The sequence below is a fragment of the Desulfoluna spongiiphila genome (assembly GCF_900101345.1).
Taxonomy (GTDB): domain Bacteria; phylum Desulfobacterota; class Desulfobacteria; order Desulfobacterales; family Desulfolunaceae; genus Desulfoluna; species Desulfoluna spongiiphila.
In genome coordinates this window covers 175,619-200,653 of sequence record NZ_FMUX01000007.1, presented here as the reverse complement: position 1 = coordinate 200,653, position 25,035 = coordinate 175,619, and the positions used below count along the sequence as shown (strand labels likewise).

17 protein-coding genes are annotated in these 25,035 nt (G+C 59.6%); 10 read left to right on the top strand and 7 right to left on the bottom strand.

The window, feature by feature from the left end; genetic code table 11:
- Position 1: 1 nt before the first annotated feature.
- The 4 genes from BLQ12_RS11575 to BLQ12_RS11560 all read right to left on the bottom strand — a co-directional run bounded on the left by BLQ12_RS11575 (position 2) and on the right by BLQ12_RS11560 (position 4,233).
- Complete coding sequence (locus BLQ12_RS11575) at positions 2-745, bottom strand: ATP-binding cassette domain-containing protein (protein WP_092210809.1); 744 nt, start codon at positions 743-745, stop codon at positions 2-4.
- A 7-nt stretch (positions 746-752) separates the two neighbouring features.
- Complete coding sequence (locus BLQ12_RS11570) at positions 753-1,739, bottom strand: sugar ABC transporter substrate-binding protein (RefSeq protein WP_092210808.1); 987 nt, start codon at positions 1,737-1,739, stop codon at positions 753-755.
- A 407-nt stretch (positions 1,740-2,146) separates the two neighbouring features.
- A complete protein-coding gene (locus BLQ12_RS11565; RefSeq protein ID WP_092210807.1) occupies positions 2,147-2,902 on the bottom strand; it encodes an acyl-CoA dehydratase activase in 756 nt (251 codons plus the stop codon).
- A gap of 215 nt (positions 2,903-3,117) precedes the next feature.
- Complete coding sequence (locus BLQ12_RS11560) at positions 3,118-4,233, bottom strand: GGDEF domain-containing protein (protein WP_092210806.1); 1,116 nt, start codon at positions 4,231-4,233, stop codon at positions 3,118-3,120.
- Positions 4,234-4,877: 644 nt separating this feature from the next.
- Here BLQ12_RS11560 and BLQ12_RS11555 point away from each other — a divergent pair.
- Complete coding sequence (locus BLQ12_RS11555) at positions 4,878-6,170, top strand: BamA/TamA family outer membrane protein (protein ID WP_175469679.1); 1,293 nt, start codon at positions 4,878-4,880, stop codon at positions 6,168-6,170.
- A gap of 77 nt (positions 6,171-6,247) precedes the next feature.
- On the opposite strand, the gene BLQ12_RS11550 is transcribed toward BLQ12_RS11555, so the two are convergent.
- From BLQ12_RS11550 to BLQ12_RS11540, 3 genes are read right to left on the bottom strand one after another with little or no spacing between them, the layout of a single operon-like run.
- Entirely contained in the window at positions 6,248-6,892 is a 645-nt protein-coding gene (locus BLQ12_RS11550; protein ID WP_092210804.1) for a hypothetical protein, read from the bottom strand.
- A gap of 16 nt (positions 6,893-6,908) precedes the next feature.
- Positions 6,909-7,289, bottom strand: coding sequence for a hypothetical protein (locus BLQ12_RS11545; protein WP_092210803.1), 381 nt, complete (start codon positions 7,287-7,289; stop codon positions 6,909-6,911).
- Between the two features lie 12 nt (positions 7,290-7,301).
- The gene (locus BLQ12_RS11540; RefSeq protein ID WP_092210802.1) at positions 7,302-8,537 is read right to left on the bottom strand and encodes an NADH:flavin oxidoreductase; all 1,236 of its coding nucleotides are present in this window, start codon (positions 8,535-8,537) and stop codon (positions 7,302-7,304) included.
- 502 nt (positions 8,538-9,039) lie between these two features.
- Here BLQ12_RS11540 and BLQ12_RS11535 point away from each other — a divergent pair.
- From BLQ12_RS11535 to BLQ12_RS27770, 9 genes are all read left to right on the top strand, one after another.
- On the top strand, positions 9,040-10,917 hold the full coding sequence (locus tag BLQ12_RS11535; RefSeq protein ID WP_092210801.1) for an ATP-binding protein: 1,878 nt from the start codon (positions 9,040-9,042) through the stop codon (positions 10,915-10,917).
- Between the two features lie 11 nt (positions 10,918-10,928).
- Positions 10,929-12,701, top strand: a complete 1,773-nt coding sequence (locus tag BLQ12_RS11530; protein WP_092210800.1) for a sigma-54-dependent Fis family transcriptional regulator — start codon at positions 10,929-10,931, stop codon at positions 12,699-12,701.
- Positions 12,702-13,105: 404 nt separating this feature from the next.
- Positions 13,106-15,106 (top strand): methyl-accepting chemotaxis protein, encoded by a 2,001-nt coding sequence (locus BLQ12_RS11525; protein WP_092210799.1) that lies wholly within the window; start codon positions 13,106-13,108, stop codon positions 15,104-15,106.
- 378 nt (positions 15,107-15,484) lie between these two features.
- Positions 15,485-16,807: a sigma-54-dependent transcriptional regulator gene (locus BLQ12_RS11520; protein ID WP_092210798.1), complete on the top strand. Its 1,323-nt coding sequence runs from the start codon at positions 15,485-15,487 to the stop codon at positions 16,805-16,807.
- Between the two features lie 491 nt (positions 16,808-17,298).
- A complete protein-coding gene (locus tag BLQ12_RS27435; protein ID WP_175469677.1) occupies positions 17,299-19,170 on the top strand; it encodes a methyl-accepting chemotaxis protein in 1,872 nt (623 codons plus the stop codon).
- Positions 19,171-19,186: 16 nt separating this feature from the next.
- Positions 19,187-19,531 (top strand): STAS domain-containing protein, encoded by a 345-nt coding sequence (locus BLQ12_RS27430; RefSeq protein ID WP_175469675.1) that lies wholly within the window; start codon positions 19,187-19,189, stop codon positions 19,529-19,531.
- Positions 19,531-19,896 carry a response regulator gene (locus tag BLQ12_RS11505; RefSeq protein ID WP_092210795.1) on the top strand — a complete coding sequence of 122 codons (366 nt, stop codon included), beginning with the start codon at positions 19,531-19,533 and terminating at the stop codon, positions 19,894-19,896. Before BLQ12_RS27430 ends, BLQ12_RS11505 begins: the two co-directional genes overlap by 1 nt.
- 23 nt (positions 19,897-19,919) lie before the next feature.
- Positions 19,920-21,992 (top strand): chemotaxis protein CheA, encoded by a 2,073-nt coding sequence (locus BLQ12_RS11500; RefSeq protein ID WP_092210794.1) that lies wholly within the window; start codon positions 19,920-19,922, stop codon positions 21,990-21,992.
- 31 nt (positions 21,993-22,023) lie between these two features.
- Complete coding sequence (locus BLQ12_RS27770; RefSeq protein WP_139163950.1) at positions 22,024-25,005, top strand: methyl-accepting chemotaxis protein; 2,982 nt, start codon at positions 22,024-22,026, stop codon at positions 25,003-25,005.
- The last annotated feature ends 30 nt before the right edge of the window (positions 25,006-25,035 follow it).

The window sequence follows — 25,035 nt, the reverse complement described above, 5'->3', positions numbered from 1 at the left end:
ATTAAGACCATTTCATCAGGGTTGCCATGAGGGACTCCGGGGTTTCGTCGGCCTTGCGGGCTTCGTGCACCACCCGGCCCCGCTGGAGAAAGAGGAAGCGGTCCGCCACGTCATGGACGTGGTGGAGGTTGTGGGAGACGAAGATCCCGGATTTTCCGTCGGCCTTGAGGGCCCTTGCAAAGCCCAGCACCTTGCCCACCTCCTTGACGGCCAGGGCCGTGGTGGGCTCATCCAGAATCACCACCCGGGCGTTGAAATACATGGCCCGCCCGATGGCAAGGCCCTGGCGCTCCCCGCCGGAGAGTACCGAGACCGGGGCGTCTGCAGAGAGGCCTGCGCCTTTTAAGCCCAGAACCTTGGTGAGGACATCCATGGCCTCCTTTTTTTCATGGGCCACCCTGATCATGCCCAAAGCGTTGGTGCGGTGGCGCCCCATGAAAAAGTTACGCCAGATGGGCTGGGACTCCCCCAGGGACTTGTCCTGGAAGACGGTCTCGATGCCCATGTTCCGGGCGGTTTTCACGGTGTGCCTGCCCGGGTCCACGGCGTCCCCGCCGATGCGCATGATGCCGGCATCAAAGGTCTCCACGCCGGAGAGGATCTTGATGAGGGTCGATTTCCCTGCGCCGTTGTCTCCGATGAGGCCGATGATTTCGTTGTCATGCAGGGTCAGGTCCACGCCGTTCAAGGCGTCCACCTGGCCGTAGGACTTGGTGATACCGGACAGTTCAATAAGGGGCGCCATGGGAATCTTACCTGAGCCCTTTTTTCGCCAGGGGTGCGATGAGGGAGAGGTTGTCCGCTCCGATGAACCCGCCGCCGGTGTCGATGTTAAGGCCGGAGAACCCGTATTTTTCGGTGAGGGCGATCTGGAGCACGGAAAAGTAACCCAGAAGAAAGGGCTGGGCGTCTCCGATGAGGTCCACGTAGCCGTTTTTGATGGCCGTTGCCGTGGCAGGGGACAGGGAGAATCCCGCCACGTGGATTTCATCGGGTTTCACGGCCGCAGCCCTCAGGAAGTTTTCCATCTGGGCAGTGAGGGCGCCGTGGTCCACCACCATGAGCTTGCAGTCAGGGTGGGAGGCCAGGTAGCCGGTGACCACCGGGGTGCCAAGGGAGGGGTCCTTGTCGATCTCCGGGGAGATCTCAAGGTAGTCCACGGTCACGCCGGCGCCTTCAAGGACTTCAAGGATGCCCAGGGCACGGCGACCTCGGGTGGGGAGGCGCTTGAGGCCCCAGACAAAGGCCCGGTCTCCCTTTTTGAGGCCGAAGCGCTGAAGGCACTCGGTGGCCATGCTCTTGCCCTGGGTGTAGTTGTCCGGGCCGATGAAGCCAAACCCATCGGCCTGGTATTTGCCTTGGGTTTTCGGAAGCGGGGTGTCCACGGTGGTGACGAGGATGCCGTGCTGCCTTGCTTCGTCGATGAAAGGGGCAAAGGCCGAATCACCGGGAAGGCCCATGACGACGATGCCCGTGGGCTTTTCCGCCAGGGCTTTTTTGAAGTTTTCGATCATCTTCTCGGGGCTCCAGTCGGAGTAGACGAAGCTGATCCTGGCGCCGATGTCGCTGGCCGCGGCTTTGGCACCGTTATACACCACGGTGTTGTAGGTGCCGCCGACGGGGCCGCCGGTGTCGAACCAGATGTGCATGCCGTTACCGGTTTTCGGCATCTCCCCGGCCGAGGCCAGGGGAACGGCGGTAAAAAGGAGCAGGGCAAGGGTCAGGAGTCGTTTGATCATGTCGTGTTTCCTTGGTTTTTGGTCACTATTCAGTTTATGCCTCCGGCGGGTCGCTTTTTGGAAAAAGCTCCGCAAAAGCTTTCCGGTTGACTGTCCGTTACGTTTGAAACAGTCGACTCGTCGATAACTTTCGGCCGGTCCAAGTTGCTCGTAAGACCTGTTGCAAAACTTATTAAATGGTTTTAGAGGGACGGGTTTTACAAACAGGTCGTAAAAATCCTTTTTGAACCAATTTTGTTTTAAAAGCGGATGTGATTTGACCCGAGGAACGAGGGGCAAAACGCATTCGCAACCTGCTTTCAAGGTGGCACACCTTGCCGCCGGAGGCTTTGTTCCATGCACTTTAACCATAGAAGGCAAACCGAATAGCCGCGTTTTTTTTCTCAACGGTTGGGGTTGAACCCCTGTTAACGCATAGCGTCCGCCAGCAGTGCGGCGCCTAAGGCCACAACGGTTTGGGGGGATTCCGGGACCACCACCTCGGTGCCCAGGGTCTCTGCCAGAAGAGCCCGGATGCAGGGGTTCTTTGCCACGCCCCCTACAAAGCACAAGGGGCCGTCAAGGCCCACGCGGCGGATCATGGAGGCGGCGCGCCTGACCACGGAGTCGTGGAGGCCCCGGGCGATGTGGACGGGCTCTTCGCCTTTGGCCAGCAGGGAGGTGACTTCGGATTCGGCAAAGACCGTGCACATGCTGCTCACCTCGATGGTTTTTTCAGCCGCCAGGGCGGCATCCCCGAAGGTTGACAGCTGAAAGCCCAGGTTGTCGGACATGATCTCCAGGAACTTGCCGGTGCCTGCGGCGCATCGATCGTTCATCTCGAACTTCACCACCCGGCCTTTTTTTCCCACGCGAATGACTTTCACGTCCTGGCCCCCGATATCGAGGATGGTGGAGACCTCGGGGTAGAGGTGAAAGGTTCCGGCGGCGCAGGCTTTGATCTCGGTCACCGTGTCGGCCTGCATTTGCTGCTCGAAGAGGGTGCGGCCGTAGCCGGTGGCCATGATGCGATGTGGGGTCATGCCGCTGGTGTCCAGGATTTCACGGGCCCGGGTCATGGGTTGAAACCCGGTGTCCGTGGTGGCGGAGTCGGTGACGGTGCCGTCTTCTATAAGGACCAGCTTGATGGTTCGGGAGCCGATGTCGATGCCTGCTGAGATCATGGGGCCATCCTGTGTCAGTCATAATAAAACATGGCCGGGATCTGTGGGCCATGGTGGGGCGCTGTGTGCGACGGATTGCGATGGGTTTGTTTTGTATGTGCAGGGGGACCGGGCGTCAAAGAGATAATACTGATAGGGGCAGGGTGTTGCTATTTGGATGATCTATTGGGAATGGGCAGGGGGCTGAAAGGCCTGGAGGGGCGTGCGGCGACCTGTTATGCGGCCGCATGGTAAATTCGGTTTCGGCCCTTTGCCTTGGCCCGGTACAGCTGCATGTCCGCATCCCGGATCAGGCAGGAGAGGTCGGCGTGGTCCGGTTGCAACTCTGCGGCTCCTATGCTGATGGTCACCAGGACCTCGCCGTTGTCCGTATGAAAGGGGGTGTTGCAGACGGTGGTACGGATGCGCTCGGCTGCGATGAGGGCCTGGGGCAGGGTGCATTGGGGAAGGAACACGATGAACTCTTCCCCGCCGAGCCTGCCGAAGGAATCCACTTCCCGCAGGGCGTGTTTGCATCGGGTGGCCACCCCGGCAAGGATCTGGTCGCCGGTGTGATGGCCGAAGGTGTCGTTGAACCGTTTGAAATGATCGATGTCCAGCATGAGGACAGAGCCCGGTGTGTGAAACCGCCTGGCGGATTTGAAAAAGAAATGCCCCATTTCAAGGACCTTTCTCCGGCTGTACACCTGGGTCAGCTCGTCGATCTCCACAAGGCTTCGCAGCTCGGCAAGGGCGGAAAATTCGCGCCTTTTGGTTTTTTCCATGTGGATGAAAAAATAGATGCCGCAGCAGTTGGCAAGGCCAAAGGAGAGGATGGTGGTGGACATGGAGGTAAAGGGAAGGGGCGTCAGGAAGATCATGGACCCGATATACAGCACCGAGCCCCCCAGGCCGCCGATGAGGGGTGCCATGAGGCGGGGGGGAAAAAAGAGGTAGCAGATCAGCACCACAAAGGAGGTGGCGGAGATGGTCATGGTACCCGTAATGGGTGCCTTGAGGATGAGCTCGATGATCTCCGTGCCCATGACTGCGGACATGTACACGCAGACCGTGGCCGTGTGCCTGAGAACATCTTTTTTATTGAGATAGAGCTGATAAAAAGAGGTCAGGCCAGCCATGGCGGCAAGGGCCCTGCATGCCAGAAGGAGGTTGAACTTGGGACCCGGCCCGAGCTCTAAAAAATCAGCGAACCCGGCGAGGAGGTAGACGACGGCCGTTGTGACGTACACAAATTGCATTTTGTGTTTGACCCGTGGCCATTGATCTTCCCGGAATGTTATCTCTTTTTCGGGGTCCTGGAACTCACCCATCCAATTGAACTGTGCCATCATTCACTCTCATTCGTTGTTGCGGGACGCCTTTAAAACGGGGGATGAGGCGCCAAGGGCCGGATAAATCCGTGCAGACCCGGGGCACCGGGACAAACAAGGCGCGCTCCTTTACCGGGACCAACGGGGATCTGTCGATGAGTCGGCGTTTAGGGTCCGAACCCGGTTCAGCTCATATATCAGTACGCAGTGCCCCGTGGTCAATATCAGTTTTTAGTGAAAATTTAAAGGGCATTATTACCCATCAGTTCAGGTAGTAGGCGATATCTCCCGTGTAAAATGAACCCGGAGAAAAGGGTCGGAGGCGCGCTGAAAGTACGTATGGGGCGCTGTAAGGGGCGACGGGCTTGTGGCACTGCGCGTACCCATAAAAAAGTATCCATTAGGTAAGGCAAGATTCATGGGGGTGGGAGAGGCATTTTTCTTTGCCTGATCATAAGTCATCTTACTGAAAATAAAACAATGTTTTTGTGCGGAGATGGTGTAGGATAAGCTATCTTGAGGCCGGGATCATTGATTCCGTGCCAAAGACCGCCCGCCCCGTTGCCGTCAAACATCTTTCACGTAAATACGCCGGTGACGCCATTTCGCACCGCGACCCTTTTGGGAACAGATCACCCAGGTAAGGACTGGCCCAGACCATGCGCATGATTCCTTTATTTCGATGGGTTCTGATCGGATGGCTCTTTTCTGTTTGCCTGTGGTCCGTTTGTGTGGGGGAAGAGGCCTCCATTGTCCGGGAGACGGCCGATTCCCTGGGGACCATCAGCATTCCCTACGGTTTTTACAACGACAGCTTCGGTGTTGCCGTGGGGTATGTGCACAGCGTCACCGGTTACCCCCAAAAGCAGGCCGGGCTCCTGGGCACCGCCATGGTGGGGTCCCAGGGGTCGGCCATGGCCATTTTGTACGGGCAGGACATCCTGCTTCCCAATACGGAGCGGTTCCTGTTCGATCCCATTGCCTCGGTGGGGTACTTTTCCGACAATGAGAGCTATATCGACGGGAACCCCAGTTTTACCGGGGAGCGGGCGGGGAGCAACGGGTCCGACAAAGACAACTTTGTCACCGGGGACGGGTGGGACAACTACTTTCGGCTTCGGTTCCAGTACCTCTTGCCCATCGCCGGGGGCAAGGTGGTCTCCTTTGACACCGTAGCCCTGAAGGAGGGGCTTCCGGTCTCGAAACCCAGGGAGGATCCGAAATGGAACCCGCTGTCAAGCGGCAAGATCTACCTGGAGCTGACCCCATTTTACCGGTCCCAGCAGGTGGACGGGGACGATATCGAATCCAAGCTGAAGACCAACGGCCTTGATGTGGGGGTGTTCTGGGATAACCGCGATTTCCATCAAAACCCTTCCAGCGGAAATGCCCTGAATATCGAGCTGTCCCGTGACTTCGGGTGGCTGAACAGCTCGGAGTCCTGGACCACGGTCTCCGCCGAATACGACCATTACATCCCCCTTTCCCTTTCCTCTGCGTTTCGCCAGTCGGTTCTGGCTTTTGATGCCTGGACGGCCTACTCGCCGTCCTGGAATGAAATCGAAGACGGGGAGATCGAGAATCGGCCTCCGGCCTTTTCAGGGGCCACCCTGGGCGGGGAATGGCGGATGCGGGGATACCCCTCGAATCGGTTCAGCGACAAGACGGCTGTCTACTATGCAGCCGAGCTCCGGATGATTCCGTACTGGAACCCCTTTGATTACTGGCCCTGGCTTCAGCACTACGTGGGGGTGGAGTGGGTGCAGATTGTTCCCTTCGTGGAGGTTGGCCGGGTGGCGCCCTCCTGGGATGTGTCGGAACTTCATTCCGACATGAAGGTTGACGCAGGCCTGGGGCTCAGGGTGTGGGCCAAGGGGATCGTGGCGCGGGTGGATGTGGCGGTCTCCGAAGAGGCCGTGGGGGTTCAGATGATGGTAAGCCAGCCCTTTCAATTTTAAAGAGACCGAGCCGGAAGGCACCATGGCGGTCCGGCCCCCGGTAGCTTCATGGGGGCCTTCGGGCTTCAGCAAAAAGCTTACGGGCAGTTGGTGTGTGTGGTGTCTGCCGCCTCTTTCAACGCCTCGATGTCCACGGTGGGAAAGGGCATGATTTTTACCTGGGTCTCTGGGGGGGCAGACCGGGGCGGGGTTGCCTGGATGACGACTTTGTTTTCGATTTTTCCCGTGTTCCGGTTGATGGTGTACCTTTCGGTGGTTCCGTCCGAGTAGACGCGTTCCCGTTCGATGATTTTGCCTTTCAGGGTGTCCACCTGGGTATACTCCCGGTGCTTGTCCACCGGTACCGGGGGCTCGGCATGGGCCGACGGGATGAGGGACAGGGCGCTCGTCTGTTCGGTGGGAAAGGGGAACCACTGGGAGTAATCGCCGTATTCGGCAAAGATGTCCCCGCCCTCATAGATGGAGAGCTTCATGTTGACGGTTTTGTGGCGGGTCTTGATGGGCACCGGGATCGTCACGATGGGTGCCTTGTTGAAGTTTTCCGAAAACAGGCGGCTGTTGATCTGTTCCGACCGGGTTTTGGGGAAATTGATGAGGGATTTGTAGATGTCCAGACCGGCGTTGACCATGGAGGGGATCACGAGGAGCACCGCTGTCAGCCCGATGATCCAGTTTCGCATCTCGGTCCAGAGGGATGGGGAGGAAGAGGCATGATCGTTCATGGATCGCTCCTTTCATCTAAGATCGGGCACTGAATTCCTTCATAATCTGCTTAAACGCGTCGGGGTCGCTTTGGCTGAGTTTGTCAAGGAGCCTGCGGGCGGCCTCCCGGGTGGCGTCCTTCATCTCTTTTTTGATTTTTTCAGCCTCTTCCTGGGTTTTTTTGAGAGCCTTGTACGACCCATGGGCCTGGACGCCTGGACCGACCTCATCCACCAGGGCCATGAGGACCTCGGTGATCAGCCCGAGCTGTCTGCCGTAGGAGGCTGTGTTGACGATGGCCTTTTCCATGCGGCCGTCTCCGGCTTCCTCGGGGATGGCATCAAAAAAGGTTTCGGGCTCAATGTATTGGACGACATCCCCGCTCCAGGGGAAATTGAATTGAGAGGACGGGATCACGGTGGAACCTCCTTAGTCTGGGGGTGAGGTTATGGCCGGCGTATCGGTTGCGGCGCTCCTTTTAGGGAGGCCGTTTCGGTAGCAGGCGGCGGGCAGTTGGTTCATGACGGCTCCGATGCATCGGTTGCAGGAGATGCACGAGGATGCCTCGGTTTTTCCTTCCATGAGACGGTTGATCAAGGCGGGTTGCCTGATGAGGGGCCGGGCAAGGGCGATGAAATCGGCGTGCCCTTCCGCCAGGACGGTTTCCATGTGCGCCTTTTGTCGCATGCCCCCCACGATGACAAGGGCCATGTCCCCGGCGCACCCCTTTACCGCTTTTATATCTTCAAGGCTCCAGCCCTCGATGAGGTCGCGGGTTCCTTCCAGTTGTTTCATCAACAGCCATCCCACCGGTTTTTTCCAGGCGGGCAGGGCCCGGACAATCTCTTTGACCGGGACGGCCCCGCGCCAGCAATTCATGTGGTCGTAGAATTTGATACCCGTGGTGAGCTCCAGGCCGTCCACCCCGAGGTCGTTGAGCCATGCCGTGTAGGTGCGTGCCAGCTCAAGGGTGATGCCCTGTCTGGGGGTCAGGTCCCGGGAGTTCATTTTGACGAGGATGGGAACGTCCTTTGATACCTTTGCTTTGATGCCGGTGATGATCTCTTCGAGGATGCGGAACCGGTTTTCGTCGGAGCCGCCCCACCTGTCTTTTCTCACGTTGAAAAAGGGGCTGAGGAACTGGTTGAGGAGATCCCCGCCCCCGGCGTGGAGGTAAACAAGATCAGAGCCGGCTTCCACGGCCCGGCCTGCGGCCGCCACAAAGTCGTCCACGGCGTTTCGGACCATGGCATCGGTCATTTCGTCCGGCTTGATGAAATAGGAGGGGTCTCGCCTGATGCGGGAGGGGCCCACGGGGTTTTGGCCGATGAGGTGCTTTTCGGTCTGACGGCCGGCGTGGGAGATCTCAAAGGCGATTTTGGCTCCGTGGTCGTGGGTCGTGTCCGCCAGTTTTTTAAGGCCCGGGACCATGGCGTCACAGTGGATGCCCGCCTGACGTTTCTGGGCCCTTCCCAGGGGGGAGGCAAACATGTACCCGGTGCAGATCAGGCCCACCCCGCCCCGGGCGAGGCGCTCGTGGAAGGCAAGCATGTCGGGGCCCACGGCGCCGTCGGCTTCGGCGAGCCCCTCGTAGACGGGCGCTCGGACAAATCTGTTTTTGATTTCAAGGGAGCCGATGTTTCCAGGGGTGAAGAGCAGTGACATGGGTGGATCCTTTCAGGGGCTCTGGGGCCCGGGCAAAAAGCAGGGCACGGTGCCTTTGCACGCGGGGCCACGCTTTATGGTGAAACTGCCGCGGGGCATACCGGCTCCGGAGGATCGCGGGAGGGGCCGGGCAACACCGGCGGACTGTCAACTAAAAGAGTAAAATACGACGCGTGAATTTGCTTGCAACGGGTGAGAAGGAAATCAACAAGGCATCAACGGACGGCCTTTGAGGTAAATAATCATGAATGATTTCAAACGGGGCTGTCAAGTGGCAATGACGCTTCGGGAAAAATACGGGGCCGGGCAGGGGGGACGGACCGTCGGTGACGGCGCATGTTTCGGCCCCTGGCGGGGCGGGGCGTGGTTTCACTCCTGAGGCATTGGTGGTAAGGGTAGTTGAGGGCGCCGGATGACAAGATGACGTCGGCAACAAAGGAGTGAAATTCAGTCGGAGGTTTTCTTGAAAAGGACGGCGACAAGCAGCAGGGGCGGCGCAAAGATGACGGAGGGAACGGCCATCGCCATCGGGGTGAGGCTTTTCCTGGCTTTTCTGAGTGTGATCTGTTTTCTGGTCTGCCTGGGTTTTGTGGGGATCTACAACGTCAAAAACGTGATGCAGACCGTCGAAGAGGCCAACGGCAGGGTCCTGGAGCTCAAGATGATCCAGGGGCGGCTCAACCATGCGCGTATTTATATCTATGACCTGGTGAGCCCCGGGGACCGGGAGCAGATTGACCGCATCAAGGCCCGGTTCAACGCGGACATGGACTCCATTGCCGAGACCCTCGATACCTACGGGCTGCCCCGGGACACCTTTGACGCTGCCCGGGCGACCTACAACCGGATTATTCGCCTGACCTACGGCGAGGCGGACATGCACGCCGACAAGGTGCTGCGGACCCTTTCAAAGATCGAGCATGAGCGCCTCTCCGTCCTCTTCGATGAAAAGGTTTCGGCCATCATCGATACGCTTCAATCCCGCATTTCACAGGTGTACCACCGAGCCATCCTTTTGACCGTGGTGCTCTGCTCCATGGCCCTTATCACCCTGACGGCCTGGGTCTTTTTCCTGGGATGTCTCCTGGCCGACCGGAAGCATGCCGAGGAGATGCAGCACCGGTACCTGGAGCGCCTGGACCTTCTTCACCGCATGGACCAGTCCCTTCTGGGCGTGCGGTCCCCCGATGCCGTGGCCCAGGCGGCCCTGCACCATATCCTCCATATGGTGCCGTGCGACAGGGCCACCATCGTGACCTTTGACGAGGAGATGGGCACCGGGACCCTTCATGCCATGTATTCGCGGCAGGAGACGGAGATCGATGTAGGCCTCTGCCTGCCCCTCTCCTCTTTTTATGTCTCCAAGGGGATGACCGCCGGGGAGCCCATGGTGGTTGCGGACATGGCCATCTCCACCCATGACTCGGATGTGGCCCGCAGGCTTGCGATGCGGGGAATCCGGTCCTGCGCCGGGGTGCCCATGATGATCGAGGGGCGCATGATCGGGGCCATTTATGTGGGCAAGGAACGTGCCGGGGGTTTTCTGACCGAGCACCTGGACATCGTGACGGAGGCCGCTAACTCCCTTGCCACGGTGATCTACAATGCCCAGCTTCATGCCGCGCTCATGAAAAGTGCAGGCGAGCTTGAAATGCGCGTGGAGAGGCGGACCCGCGAACTTGCAGCCGCCAACCGGTCCCTGGTGGCGGCCAACCGGGAGCTGGAGGCTTTTTCTTATTCGGTGTCCCACGACCTGCGGGCTCCCCTTCGTCGCATCGACGGGTTTTGCCAGGCCCTGGAAGAGGACCATGAAGGCTCCCTCAACCCCGAGGGGGTGGCCTGTCTGGGACGGGTGCGCAAGGCTTCCCGCCACATGGCAGGACTCATCGACGATATCCTGCACCTTGCCAGGGTGACCCGTTGCGAAATGACCACCGAGCCCCTGAACCTGTCCAGCCTGGTCCTTTCCATGCATAAGGATCTGGAGCGTCAACATCCCCGTCGGAGCGTTGCTCTGTCGGTGGCTCCGGGGGTGATGTGCCAGGGAGATCCCCGGCTGGTCCATATCCTTGTTGCCAACCTCATGGGCAACGCCTGGAAGTTTACGTCCCGGAAAGAGAGGGCGTGCCTTGAGTTCGGGGTTTCCGGGGCCCGGGAGCACGGAAAGCCGGTCTATTTTTTCAAGGACAACGGGGTTGGGTTCGATATGAAGGGACAGGATAAGCTCTTCAGGCCCTTTCAGAGGCTCCATTCCGGGGATGCGTTTCAAGGCTCGGGGGTGGGGCTGGCCACGGCCCAGCGGATCGTCCACCGCCACGGGGGGACCATCTGGGCGGAGGGCACCCCCGGCGTCGGGGCCGTATTTTACTTCACCCTGTAAGGAGGGGTTGGATGACTCAAAAGCTGTGTGTGCTCATCGTCGAAGATTCCGAAGACGATGCCTTTCTTATTTTACGCAAGCTCAGAAGAGACGGCCTCAAGGCCCACTGCGAGCGGGTGGACAGTGAGGAGGACATGCGTGACGCCCTTGCGGCCCGCAGGTGGGACGTGATCATCTCCGATTACGACCTGCCGGGGTTCGGGGGTATCGAGGCGTTGGCCCTTTGGAAGGCTTCGGGCATGGACATCCCCTTTATCATGGTCTCCGGCGTGCTGGGTGAGGACGTGGCCGTTGAGGTGATGAAGGAAGGGGCCCACGATTACCTGATCAAGGATCGCCTGGACCGGCTTGTCCCGGCCATCCAACGGGAGCTAAGGGACGCTGCAAACCGCAGGAAACGGATGGTGGTGGAGCGGGCACTGGACCGCAGCGAGGTGCAGTACCGGCTGCTCACCGAGCAGATCGCCGATGGCATCTCCCTCACCCAAAACGGAAAATACCTCTTCGTCAACAGCGCCTTTGCCGAGCTTTTCGGCTACCCTGATACCGAGTGCCTGGTGGGCCAGGCGGCCTTTGGGCACCTCGTTCAAGACCAGCAGGACTCCGTGTTGGCCTGGGTCCGGCAGCTGGAGGCAGGGGGAGATGGGCCGGACTCCTTTCAGGGCAGGTGCATCGGGGGTGACGGCAGGGTCTTTTGGGTGGGGGCCAACCTTCGATCCATCATATGGCAGGGGAGCAACGCTGTTTTGTTGACCGTCAGGGATATCTCCGAGGTCAAGGAGAAGGAGCGGCGCCTGGAGGAGGAGTCCGCCCTTTTACGGACGGAAAACCGGCTCCTGCGATCGTCCATGAAGGACCGCTACCGGTTCGGGGCCATGATCGGCAAGTCCCATCCCATGCAGGATGTCTACGAGCTGGTGGCCAAGGCCGCCGCCACCGATGCCGGCGTGGTTGTGTACGGGGAATCCGGCACAGGCAAGGAGCTGGCCGCAAGGGCCATCCACGATTTGAGCGATCGCCGCGGGATGCCCTTTGTTCCGGTGAACTGCGGTGCCATTCCCGAAGAGCTCCTGGAAAGCGAGTTCTTCGGGTACGCCAAAGGGGCCTTTACCGGAGCCCACGGCGACAGGCCGGGATACCTGGATCATGCCGATGGCGGGACCCTTTTCTTAGACGAAATTGGAGAGATCAGTCTGAGCCTTCAGGTGAAGCTGCTCCGCGCCATCGAGGGCGGCGGGTACTCTCCCCTGGGAAGCGTGGCCGTGAAAAAACCCGATATCCGGATTGTTGCGGCGACAAACCGTGATTTGGATGCCGCGGTACGTGCCGGCACCATGCGGGAGGATTTCTACTACAGGATCCACATCATCCCCATTCACCTTCCCCCTTTGAAAGAGAGGCGGGATGATATTCCCCTTCTGGTGGAGCACTTCATCAAAACCCAGGGAGGAAACGCCTCATCCGCCGTGATGGACGGGCGCACCATGCATACCCTGCTGGAGTATGGGTGGCCGGGAAACATCCGGGAGCTGCAGAATGTGATCCGCCGGTACCTCACCTTGGGGACCCTTCAACTTGAAGGGACGGGAACCGTGGAGGCCCAGGTGCCGGAGGGGGGCGATGTGCAGGACCTGCAGGCGGCCATGAAGCACCACGAAAAAAAACTGATGGTGATGGCCCTGGAAAAAAATCGGTGGCACCGGGGCAACACCGCCCGGTACCTGAACCTGCCTGCGCGTACCTTCTATAAAAAAATGAAAGACCATAAGCTGAATTCTGCATGAATTGTGCAAGAAACGGCAGTGCTCCTGAAATACATGTATTTCAGGTGGATGGTTTCGTGACTCCGCGGGTTGTGCCATTTGTTGCACCATGGCCCCCGTGCCCTTCCCTTTGTGTCCTCTTTGGGATCCTTTCTAAAAATCAATCGGTTCCATGATTTTAGGTGACGTTGGCATCCCTTGTGCATTTTCCCTTGGTATCGGCGGGGCGGTGAGTCGGATGATTCCACCTGGGGGAGAGACCCAGCGGAAACGTCATCCATTGTTTCCACGGGTGGCTCCTCATCTACTTGTTTCCTTCTTTGTTTTATTGCAGCGGAACATAACCACCTACACCATACATCCAGGGCTTACCGCCCCGATCGATTGTTTCTGACTGACTTCTACCCGGGGATAAACGCTTGAGAGTGACCATCAAAGGCAAGATCATCACGGCCTGCGTGCTGATGCTTGCCGTATCCATTGTTTCCATCTGCATGATCACAGGGGCAAGGCTTGAAGAGAACTCCCTTGCCCTGTTTGTTCAGGACTCCAACGATGAGCTGAGGCTGGTGGACGAAGCCATCGCCCTGTTCGTTGACGGTGTGGCGGCCAATGCGGCCATGCTGTCAAAGGACCCCCGGCTCCTCAAGGACGACAACAGCCTCACCCTCTACCGGCACACCACCGGACCCACACGCATGACGCCCCTTGAAAACGGCGGACTCGAAGCCGACATCTTTCGGTACTTCAAGGCGATGCTCGGGACCCATCCCGCTTACGGTTCCCTGGCCTTCGGGGCGCGGTACGGCGGGTATGTGCAGTGTCCTGCAAGGGAAAGGAAGCCCGGCTACGACCCCACCACGCGGGGGTGGTACCGCAGCGCCCTTGCCGACACGGACAAGGTCGCCATGACCGATCTCTACCGGGCCACCGACGGCGATGCCTACCTCAGCCTGGTAAAGGCAGTCACCGGCCCCAAGGGCGACGTGCTGGGGGTTGTGGCCGCCAATATAAGGCTGTCGGGGCTCACCGCGATGATCGGCGGGGTCTCCTTCGGAGAGAGCGGGTATGTGGTGGTGGCGGACGAGACCAACACCGTCCTTGCCAACCCCAAGCATCCGGAGATGAATTTCACCCAACTGGCGGGCAGCGGGGTTTCCCTGTACGAAAAAATCGCGGCCACGGCCTCCGGGCACCTGAGGGCCGATGGCCATGGCGGGGGGTATGATCTCAATGTGTACACCTCCCCAGAAACGGGGTGGAAGCTCATCGGCATCATCGAGCATGATGAGATCCTCTCCCATGGCCGGGGGATGATACACACCCTTGCCGCCGTCGGGGCGGTGCTTTTCGCCGTGTCTGCCTGCATCGCGTTTTTTCTGGCCGAGTCCATGGTCCGGCCCGTGAAGCGGGTCACCGACGGGCTCAAAGAGATCGCCGAAGGGGAAGGGGATCTGGCCATGCGCCTTGAGGTCCGGGGGAGAGACGAAATCGCCGAGCTTTCGGGCTGGTTCAATGTCTTGATGGACAAGATCCATGCCGTCATAACGGATACGGCCTCCAACGCCCATGCCGTGGGAAGTGCCTCGGGGGATCTGCTGGGCATCTCAAGGAAGATGGCCTCCGGGGCCGAGCAGACCGCCCAAAAGGCCCATCGCATCACCACGGCCTCCGTGGGCTCCATGGAGAGCATGGACACCATTGCCGAAGCCATGGAAGAGACCTCTGCCAGCATGGCCATGATCGCCGCAGCCACGGAGCAGATGACGGCAACAGTCAATGAAATCGCCCATTACTCGGAGATATCCCGTGAGATTTCAGAAAAAGCGGTGGCCAATGCCGGAAACGCCTCGGACAAGATGGGCCGCCTGGGACAGGCCGCCGGGGAGATCGGCCACGTGACGGAGGCCATCACCGAGATTTCGGAGCAGACCAACCTGCTGGCCCTTAACGCCACCATCGAGGCGGCCCGGGCCGGAGAGGCAGGAAAGGGCTTTGCGGTGGTGGCAGGGGAGATCAAGGACCTTTCAAAGCAGACCGAGGGTGCCACAAACGAGATCCGCGGGAAAATAACGGGCATCCAGGAGGGGACCCGGGCGGCCCTTTCCGAGATCGGAGATGTCTCCAAAACCATCCATGAGGTCAATGACATCACCCTGACCATTGCCACGGCCATTGAGGAGCAGTCGGCCGCCACCCGGGATATCTCGGGCAACGTCACCCAGGCTTCGGAGCGGTTCCAAAGGGTCAACGCCAGCATGGCACAGGTGTTGGCCGTGGTCCGGGAGATCACCGCCGACATCGGCCATGTGGATGACTCCGTGGATGAAATGAAGCAAAACAGCAGCGAGGTCAACTTAAGCGCCGACGCTCTGGCCGGCCTCTCCGAGACCCTCTCGGAGGTTGTGGATCGGTTCAAGCTGTAAAACCCCAGGGACATGCCCGGGGGCGGGGCCCTTTGTGGAGACCCTGCCGTGACGCTTTTTTTTGCGATTGAACCCGGGCCGATCCCTGGTGGGTGACTTTGAGTTGACGTGTTACGTTTTTTGCGTTTGTGTTTGACGATAATTTTAGTAAAACAAAACCATGCCGGCGTGCGGAACGCAGCCCCGGCTTGGTTGCCTTGTCCCGGGTACTGCCGGGCGAGGCGGGGAGGAACCATGGATCAGGAAAAGACAGTGTAATCAGGTTTGGGAGGGAATCACGGGCGGTGCCCTGTGGGCCCTGCTCCCTGGGCACGTGGGTGTGAGGTGATAGTGCAGGTTCTGGTAGTGGATTGTGGCTGTTCCAGGGACAATGATCTGATGAACGCGGTGGAGTGCTTTGGCGTGACGGCCGATTGCGTGACAACCGTAGAGGATGGGTTGAAAGCGGCGGCGGCGTCCGACGTTGAGCTGGTCCTTTTCGATGAGGTGGCATCCGGTGGCCATGGGGTGGATCCTGTGGCGGCCTTTCTTGACCTTCCGTCGGAACCCGAAGTTATTATCATCACCGACAATGCCGACATGAAAAGTGCTGAGGCGGCCCTTAAAAACGGCGCCTGGGATTACATGCAGAAGCCCTTTTCCTGTGACGAACTCCTGCTGGTCATGTCCCGGGCTTCGGAGTTCAGGCGACGCAAGCTGCAGGCGAACCGGGAGGTGCGGTTCAACAGGGACGGCATCGTGGGCAACTCCCGGCCCATACGAAAAGCCCTTGAACTGGCGGCCCAGGCCGCGTCCTGCGATGCCAATGTGCTGATCACCGGAGAGTCCGGCACGGGCAAGGAGCTGTTTGTCCGGGCGATTCACGGGAACAGTCCCCAGGCTGAGAAGCCGCTGGTGGTTGTGGATTGCGCCACCATCGCCAAACCCCTTGCCGAGAGCATGCTCTTCGGGCACGACAGGGGGGCCTTTACCGGGGCGGACGCCAGCCGAAAGGGGCTCCTTCGCCATGCCGACGGGGGGACCCTTTTCCTTGACGAGGTGGGGGAGATGTCCCTCTCCGTGCAGAAAAAGTTCCTGCGATTTCTCCAGGAACATGAGTTTCGCCCCGTGGGGTCGGATACGGTCATCACCTCCTCGTTTCAGCTTATTTCGGCAACGAACCGGGACCTGGACCGCATGGTGGAAGAGGGCTCCTTCCGTGCCGACCTGATGTACCGCCTCAAGGGGATCGACATTGAGGTGCCCCCCTTGAGGGACCGCAGGGACGACATCAAGGCCATTGCCGCCGGGTGTGCCGACAGGTTCTGTGAAGAGGCGGCCCTGCCCATGAAGCGTTTTTCCCCCTGTTTTGTGGAGTCCCTCATGCGCTATGACTGGCCGGGCAATGTCCGCGAGCTGCTGGTTGTCATGGACAAGGTCCTGGCGAGTGCCCGGAGCTACGACCTCCTCTACGATTTTCACCTGCCTCCTTTTATTCGCCTTTCAAGGGTAGATCATGCCCTGCGAAGCAGGGGCGGAAAGGATGGGGCTCCGGAATTGACGAGTTTCAGGCAGCACCAGGCGGACAGTGCCAGGGCATACCTGGATCGCCTCTCCCGGGCAGCGGGAGGGGACAAAGATCGCGCCTGCAGGATATCCGGCCTTTCCAAATCCTATTTGTATAAACTGCTCAAGGAGCATGGGGTGGCGATGGGGGGCTGATGCCCTGAGGTGTTGATATTGTAGGGATATATCCTGTGTAAGAACGGTATTCTCTTATTTGAGAACGGTTCTTGTATGAAGGAATTTTTGTCCCCGTTGGTGTGAACGCCGTTCAGGAACAGCCTTTGTCATGATCCATTACAGTCCCATTCCCTTCTTTTAGCCGCTTTTCATTCTCCGATAAAATAATCCGAACAGAAAAAACAGCTCCCCCACTTTCCCCGGGAAGTTCATATTGTGTTGTCTAATTTGAGGTTAATGCCTTTTTGTGCGTGTTGGCCCCGATTTTGCTCAACGTCATAGGGTGTATGAATGGCGGAAAGGACGGCGACAGCCGGGTGGCCAAAGACGGGTTGACCGGCGTGTTTGTAGAAGGGTGAGACAGGAAGGGCGTCCATGGCTTCCTGAACGTGTGTGGGGAAGGGGGTTGGTTCACGGGGGGCACCCGAGTATCCATGGTGGAATTGATAACGGCTGGTTTGGAGATTGGTGTGAAAGATAGTGATAAGACTGTTCTGGCTGTCGATGATGGGCAAACCATGCAGCATGAGATTTTTCCGGGCGTCATTCGCCATGTGTCCTCCGTAAAAAAGGGGCTCCAGGCCGTCAGCACGGGTTCCGAGGCTGATTTCATGGGGCTCGGGGCAGGGCTCCAGGCCGGGTACGAGTATGTGACGGTGCTGATGCGCGATGCGGTGGGGGTAGCCGAGCTCATCGGCGACGACTCCGGTGACCACTCCCTCCAGTCCGTGGGGACGTCGGTCAATCAATCCCTGGCCCTGCTCAAAAGGTGCCGGGACAACGCCGCCTCCAAGTCGAATCCTGTGAAAGAGGTCCTGGGCTTTTTTGAGCAGCTGGACGTAAAGCGCGGGGAGATCGACGGGGTTGCCCGGTATTTAAGGGCCGTGGCGTTGAATATTTTTATCGAGACCTCCCGGTCCGATATCTCCGACGACAATTTCTCGGTGATTGCAGGGGAGATCAAAACGCTCTCCGAAGACATGATCCACATTTCAAAAAACATCCACGAGTTGACCGTTGCCTCTAAGAACCGCTTTGAGTCCATGTTCACCCAGATCTCAGGCGGGATCGTCGAGATTACCGGACTGGCCGACCGGGCCGAACGTTCTGCAGGAAACTCCATTGAAAAAACCGAAGAGCTCATGCGTTACTCCTTTGGGCTGGTGGACGATGCCGAGCGCATGTCCCGTGGCATCTTCAAAGAGGTGGAAAAGATCGTCGTAGGGGTCCAGCTCCACGACTCCATGCGCCAGCGGATCGAGCACATCATCTCGGGCCTGGGGGAAGTGGATCGGCTCTGCAGCCCTGGTGCGCCCGTGACCGATGGCGGCCATGCCGAAGAGGTCGCCACCGCCCATGCCCTCATTGCCCTTCAGCGCGCACAGATTGAGCAGCTCATCGCCGATGTGGGTGCTGTTTACGGGCAGAGTCGTGTGGCCATGGAGGGGATCGTGGACGACATTTCCCAGCTGACCCATTACCTGACAAGCATGGGCGACCCCGCCAAGGCCCGGGAGTCCGGCCGGGAAAGGCGCGAAGACCCCTTTGCCCTGTTGTCCGCGGACCTGTCGAATATCCGCAGCCTTGAAGGGCGGGGCGCAGACCTTGAAACCCGTCTGGGGGAGATCTATCAAAAGGCCTTTGAGGCGGTCTCCACCCTCTCTTCGTTTACCGACGACCTGCACAACATGAGTCGCGAATCCCATAACAAGGCCTTGAACACCATCATCGCCGCCAATCACCTGGGCACCGAGGGGCGATCCCTCTCCGTTCTGGCCAAGGAGATGAAATCCCTTTCAAACCAGGCTGAGGAGTCCATTGCCGGTGTGGAGCAGGTCATCGCATCGGTTGTGGCCACCATCCAGGGGGTGGAGCTGGAAACGATTTTCGAGGCGGGGTCAGACGGGACGTCGGCGGACGGGGGGCGCCCCCTGGACACCATCGTGTCCATGACCCTGAACCTGTATGAGCAGATCAAGGGCCGCACCGAGGGGCTCCTCGGGGTGTCCACAAAGCTCATCACCACCTTCGCAAAGGCCAGGGAGGCCCTGGCCTTCCTGCCGACCCTTGTGGAGACCCTGACCCTTCAAATGGAGCGGCTGGACGAGGCCGGAGGGCTGCTGGCTCCCTGGGTGGATGAGACGGTGGCCGCGCGAATCCCCGAGCATTGCATGGAGGGCCGGTACACCATGGAGACCGAGCGCAGTGTCCACATGGCCTGCATGGCAGGGGATGGGAAGGGCTCTTCTACCCCCTCGGACGGGGTGGAGCTCTTCGGCGACCAGGGGGACGCTGAGGCGGCAGCCGACGACGACTTCGGGGAGAACATCGAGCTGTTCTGATGAGAAAGGACCGCACATGCAGTACGAGGTAGAACATAACGACACGGTTGCCATCGTGACCCTTACGGGCAGTGTAACCATCGAACACGCGGCGGAGCTCAAAGAGCTTCTGAACCGCGTGCTGACGGAGGCAACCGAGGTGGTTGTCAACATGGGCAATATAACGCACCTGGACCTTGCGGGGATCCAGCTGTTCTGCGCGGCGTGTCGGTCGGCGGAGGGCGGCGGGACCAGGCTGTTGCCGAAACTTACGGGCAGCGAGGTGATTCCCGCAGCCCTTATGGAGGCGGGGTTCAACCGCCGGGACACCTGCGCCGAGCAACGGTGCGAGACATGTTTTTGGAAAGGAGACGTATCCTAATGGCTCAGACGATTCTTACTGTGGATGATTCGGCAAGTGTTCGCCAGATGGTGGGATTTACCCTTAAAAACGCCGGGTATGAGGTGGTGGAGGCCGTGGACGGCAGGGACGGCGTGGCCAAGCTGTCGGCCGGGGGGATCAACATGATCATCACCGACCTCAACATGCCCGGCATGGACGGCATTGAGTTGATCCGCAAGGCCCGCGCCATGGCTCAGTATAAGTTTATTCCCATCATCCTTCTCACCACCGAGTCCCAGGACGACAAGAAGAAAGAGGGAAAAAAGGCGGGGGCCACAGGGTGGATCATCAAGCCGTTCAAGCCCGAGCAGCTTCTTGGCGTGGTGAAAAAAGTGTTGAGATAACAGGGCTCATCAGGAGTTAAGTCATGGACGCACAAGAAGAAGCCTACAGGGCGGAAGCCTGTGAACTGCTTGCCGAACTTGAGGCCTCGCTGCTGGAACTGGAGGAGTATCCCGAAGACATGGAGCTCATAGGCCGTGTCTTCCGGGCCATGCACACCATCAAGGGCTCAGGGGCCATGTTTGGATTTGACGCCATCGCGGCGTTTACCCACAACGTGGAGACCGTGTTTGATCTGGTTCGGGAAGGAAAGGTGCTCGTCACCAAAGAGCTGATCAACCTGACCCTCTCGGCAGGGGACCACATCAGGGACCTTCTGGACTCCCAAGGGGGCGGCGATGCGCAGAGGGAAGAAGAGATCATTCGTGCCTTCAGGGAGCTGATCCCGGAGTCCGAGTCAGGGGAAGATCCCCCCACCGATCCGGAGGGAGAGGCTGCCCCGGACGAGGGGCCGGAACCCTCCGGGACCCTTTCAACCTATCGCATCCGGTTTCGCCCGGAGCCCGACATCTTTACCGGGGGCACCAACCCTGTTCACCTCATCGACGAGCTGCGGGATATGGGGGAGTGCCGGGTGGTGGCCCACACCGACAAGATCCCCTCCCTTTCAGACATCGATCCGGAGTCCTGTTACCTTTTCTGGGACATTATCCTGACAACGGACCAGGCGGAAAACGCCATTCGGGATGTCTTCATCTTCGTTGAGGACGAGTGCGAGCTCTCCATCGACCGCATTGATGACGATAACGCGGAAGATGCGGATTGCGAGAAGATCGGCGAAATCCTTCTCAAACGGGGGGATCTCTCCGAGGAAGATCTGGAAACGGCCCTTAAGAGGCAAAACCTGTTGGGGGAGATCCTGGTGGCGGAGAAGGTGACCAGCCAGGCGGCGGTAAGCTCTGCCCTCATGGAACAGGATGCGGTGAGGAGACAAATCTCCCGGCGAAAGGAAGAGGCCCTTGCCGCCAGCATCCGGGTGTCGGCGGACAAGCTCGACGACCTTGTGGACCTTGTGGGAGAGCTCGTGATTGCCCAGGCCCGGCTCAGCCAGAAGGCCCACACCATGAACGATGTCGATCTTGTCTCCATTGCCGAAGAGATCGAAATGCTCACCGGCAGTCTCCGGGACAACGCCATGGGCATGCGCATGCTCCAGATCGGATCCACCTTTTCCACCTTTCGGCGCCTGGTCCGTGACCTCTCCGCCGAACTTGAAAAGCAGATCGAGCTGACAACCTCGGGGGAGGAGACGGAGCTGGACAAAACCGTCATCGCCTACCTCAAGGACCCGTTGGTGCATATCCTGCGCAACAGCATCGACCATGGCATCGAGTTGCCCGAAGAGCGCAGGGAGGCCGGGAAAAAGGCGTGCGGAACCGTCCACCTTGCAGCCGAGCACTCCGGGGGCAACGTGCTGATCCGCATTTCAGACGACGGGAAGGGCCTCGATCCCGAGGCCATCCGCTCAAAAGCCCTGGAAAAAGGGTTGATCCTCCCCGACGCCGACCTGACGGAAAAGGAGATCAACGGGCTTATTTTTGCCCCGGGGTTCTCCACGGCAAGCCAGGTCTCGGACATCTCCGGCCGGGGGGTGGGCATGGATGTCGTTAAAAAGAGCATCGAGCAACTGCGGGGGACCATCGAGGTGGAGAGCACCCTGGGGGTCGGCACCACCATCACCCTGAAGCTTCCCCTGACCCTTGCCATCATCGAAGGGCTGCTGGTCACCCTGGGGGAGGGGTTCTTTATCTTTCCCCTTACCGCCGTGGAAGAGTGCGTGGAGCTGCCCCCGGACGAGGCGGCCAGGGGGACCCGTTTCCTGAATATCAGAGGAGAGCTGGTGCCCTACATCCGGCTTCGCGAAGAGTATGCCGTAGGCGCCCCGAAACCCGATCTGGAGCAGGTGGTGATCATGGAAGCCGGCGGCCAGAGGGTGGGGGTGGTGGTGGACAGCGTGGTGGGCAGCCAGCAGGCTGTCATCAAAAAAATGGGAAGCGTGTTTAAAGACGCCCCGGACATATCCGGGGCCACCATCCTCGGTAACGGATCGGTGGCCTTGATTGTGGATGTGAACAAGTTATTGGATTTAAAGCTGTGATTCGGGTTTTTAATAAGGAAAGGAGTTCCAGATGCTTAAGATGAAAAACATCAGGTTAAAGCCCAAGCTGATCGGGTTGTTTTTACTGATCGGGATTGTTCCCATGGCCATCGGCGGGTGGTGGGCCGGACATCTGGCAAGCAGTGCCTTGACCGACCAGGCCTTCAACAAGCTGGAGGCAGTACGCGTCATCCGGGAGACGCAGGTGAAAAAGCTGTTTGACGGCCGCAAAGCCGACATCAGCGGCCTGGTGGAGTCCGTGGACGTCCTGAAGCAAAACGCCTTTGAAAAGCTCAACGCGGTGCAGGACTTGAAGGCCGGCGAGATGGAGACCTTTTTCAGGACCCAGGAAAACGAGATGGCTGCCCTTTCGGCAAGTGCGGATGTCCTGACGTTCTACAACGTCCTTTCCGCGTACCGGAAGGCCTCCAAGGCGGGACCGGCCCAGCCCTTTCCCGTGGCCACGGAGGCGTACAGGGCCCTTGTTGACAAACACGGAGGGTTTCTGAGGGAGTATATCAAACGGTCGGGCTACGATGACCTGATGCTCTTGAGCGCCGATCACGGCCAGGTGATGTTCACCTGCGCCCAGGGGCCGGACCTGGGCACCAACCTGGTGAGCGGACCCCAGAACCGGGAGGGGCTGGCCCGCCTCTGGGCCCGTGTGGTGGAGACCAAGGGCGTGATCATCGAGGATTTTTCCGCCTACACCCCGGGCCAGGGTGAGCAGGCCGCCTTTGTGGGGGCGCCGGTTCGCAACGCCTCGGGTGCGGTGGTGGCGGTGGTGGCCCTGCGGCTTTCAGAGGGGCCCCTCAACGCCATCGTGCACAACCGCCACGGCATGGGAAAAAGCGGAGCCACCTATCTTTTGGGGCGCCAGGGGGGGAAAACCCTGGCCCGAAGCTCCATTGTGGCCGGTGGTGAGACCCTCTACAGCATGGGTTACGACTTCACCAGCAAGATCACCGATTACATGGGAAAAGCCCTGGGGGGCGAAACCGGTTCCGGGGTCTATACCGACTCCACGGGAAAGCTGACCATGGTGAGCTACAAGCCCCTTGATATCCCGGGGCTCAACTGGGCCATGATCTCCAAGGAGGACCTGGAAGAGGCCATCGCTCCCAGGCTCAACGGCCAGGTGGAAGATTACTACAGCGGCTACCTGAAGAAGTTCGGGTACCAGGATCTCTACCTGATCCACCCCGAAGGCAACGTCTTCTACTCGGTGCTGAGGCGGGCCGACTACGACTCGAACATGGTCACCGGAAAATTTGCGGGCTCCGGCCTCGGCAAGCTCGTGCGCCGGGTGCTGAAGGACAAGTCCCTTCATATCGCGGATTTCGAACCCTACGGGCCGAGCAACAACGCGCCCTGCTCCTTCATCGCCCAGCCCGTCCTTAACAACAACGGCGATGTGGAGCTCATCGTGGCCCTTCAACTCTCCGTAAACGCCATCAACGCCATCATGAACGAGCGTACGGGCATGGGGGAGACCGGGGAGGTCTACCTGGTGGGGAGCGACCTGCTGATGCGCTCGGATTCCCTCACCGACCCCGAGAACTTCTCCGTTGCGGCCTCCTTTGCCAACCCGGCCAAGGGGCGGGTGGATACGGTCTCCACGAAAAGGGCCCTGGCAGGGGAGACGGATCGAACCCTGCGCAAGGATTATCGGGGCAAGTGGATGCTCTCCAGCTTTTCATCCATCGACATCGAGGGCACCATCTGGGCCATCGTGGCCGAGGTGGAAAAAGCCGAGGTGGTGGCGCCCATCAACAAGCTTTTGCTTTCCATTCTGATCATGGGCATTGTCATGGCCGTCATTGTGGCCGTTATTGCCCTGGTGGTTGCCAGCGGTATCGTGACGCCGGTCCTCAAAGGGGTGGCCGTGGCGAAATCCGTTGCCAAGGGTGACCTGGACGTGACCTCCGACGTGGACCAGAAAGACGAGGTGGGGGCTTTGTCCGACGCCTTGAACCACATGGTGTCAAACCTTAAGGACACGGCCCGCGTGGCCGAGCAGATCTCCCAGGGGGACCTGACGGTGAGCGTGAATGTCATGTCGGAGAAAGACGCCCTGGGCCATGCCCTCACCCGTATGGTGGGGAACCTGAGCTCCACGGTCACCGACGTCAAGACGGGCTCGGACAATGTCGCCTCCGGGAGCGTGGCCCTGAGCTCGGCCTCGGAGGAACTCTCCCAGGGAGCCACGGAACAGGCCGCCGCAGCGGAAGAGGCCTCCAGCTCCATGGAGCAGATGGCATCGAATATCCGCCAGAATGCTGAAAACGCTCAGCAGACGGAGCGCCTGGCCATCCAGGCGGCAGGGGACGCTGAAAAAGGCGGGGTGGCTGTGGGCAAGACGGTCTCGGCCATGAAAGAGATCGCCGAGAAGATCTCCATCATCGAGGAGATCGCCCGTCAGACCAACATGCTGGCGTTGAACGCAGCCATCGAAGCGGCCAGGGCCGGTGAACACGGCAAGGGCTTTGCCGTGGTGGCCGACGCCGTGAGAAAGCTTGCCGAACGGAGCCAGGCAGCGGCCGCGGAGATCGGGGAACTCTCCACCTCCAGCGTGGAGGTGGCCGAGCGTGCCGGGGAGATGCTGGACCGCATTGTCCCGGATATCCGCAAAACCGCCGAGCTGGTCCAGGAGATCAGCGCCGCGTCCAATGAGCAGAACACCGGGGCAGAACAGATCAACCAGGCCATTTTGCAGCTGGACCAGGTGATCCAGGAGAATGCCTCGGCCTCCGAAGAGATGTCGGCAACCGCAGAGGAGCTGTCTGCCCAGGCCGAGCAGCTTCAGGATGCCATCGGTTTTTTCACGGTGAAGCAGGCCAGCGATGCCGGAAAAGTCAAAAGAACCTCAGGTATCAAGCGGCCAGCCAAGGCCGCTGCGAAAGAGGCCCCGGCCCCCCGCAAGGCGGAACCGGCCCCGGCCGGGGTGAATCTGGACCTTGGCGGCGGCGTCTCCGAAGGGGACGCCCTGGACGACGAATTTGAGAAGTATTGATTCGGGCATTGACCAATAAAACCGTTTGGC

Excerpts from the sequence above, each read along its gene's own strand:
- BLQ12_RS11500 (WP_092210794.1), top strand. The coding sequence starts at position 19,920 with ATGGACGCACAAGAAGAAGCCTACAGGGCGGAAGCCTGTGAACTGCTT.
- BLQ12_RS11540 (WP_092210802.1), bottom strand. The coding sequence starts at position 8,537 with ATGTCACTGCTCTTCACCCCTGGAAACATCGGCTCCCTTGAAATCAAA.
- BLQ12_RS11520 (WP_092210798.1), top strand. The coding sequence starts at position 15,485 with ATGAACGCGGTGGAGTGCTTTGGCGTGACGGCCGATTGCGTGACAACC.
- BLQ12_RS27430 (WP_175469675.1), top strand. The coding sequence starts at position 19,187 with ATGCAGTACGAGGTAGAACATAACGACACGGTTGCCATCGTGACCCTT.
- BLQ12_RS11570 (WP_092210808.1), bottom strand. The coding sequence starts at position 1,739 with ATGATCAAACGACTCCTGACCCTTGCCCTGCTCCTTTTTACCGCCGTT.
- BLQ12_RS11550 (WP_092210804.1), bottom strand. The coding sequence starts at position 6,892 with ATGAACGATCATGCCTCTTCCTCCCCATCCCTCTGGACCGAGATGCGA.
- BLQ12_RS11555 (WP_175469679.1), top strand. The coding sequence starts at position 4,878 with ATGATTCCTTTATTTCGATGGGTTCTGATCGGATGGCTCTTTTCTGTT.
- BLQ12_RS11530 (WP_092210800.1), top strand. The coding sequence starts at position 10,929 with ATGACTCAAAAGCTGTGTGTGCTCATCGTCGAAGATTCCGAAGACGAT.
- BLQ12_RS11505 (WP_092210795.1), top strand. The coding sequence starts at position 19,531 with ATGGCTCAGACGATTCTTACTGTGGATGATTCGGCAAGTGTTCGCCAG.
- BLQ12_RS11575 (WP_092210809.1), bottom strand. The coding sequence starts at position 745 with ATGGCGCCCCTTATTGAACTGTCCGGTATCACCAAGTCCTACGGCCAG.
- BLQ12_RS11560 (WP_092210806.1), bottom strand. The coding sequence starts at position 4,233 with ATGATGGCACAGTTCAATTGGATGGGTGAGTTCCAGGACCCCGAAAAA.
- BLQ12_RS11565 (WP_092210807.1), bottom strand. The coding sequence starts at position 2,902 with ATGATCTCAGCAGGCATCGACATCGGCTCCCGAACCATCAAGCTGGTC.
- BLQ12_RS11535 (WP_092210801.1), top strand. The coding sequence starts at position 9,040 with ATGACGGAGGGAACGGCCATCGCCATCGGGGTGAGGCTTTTCCTGGCT.
- BLQ12_RS27770 (WP_139163950.1), top strand. The coding sequence starts at position 22,024 with ATGCTTAAGATGAAAAACATCAGGTTAAAGCCCAAGCTGATCGGGTTG.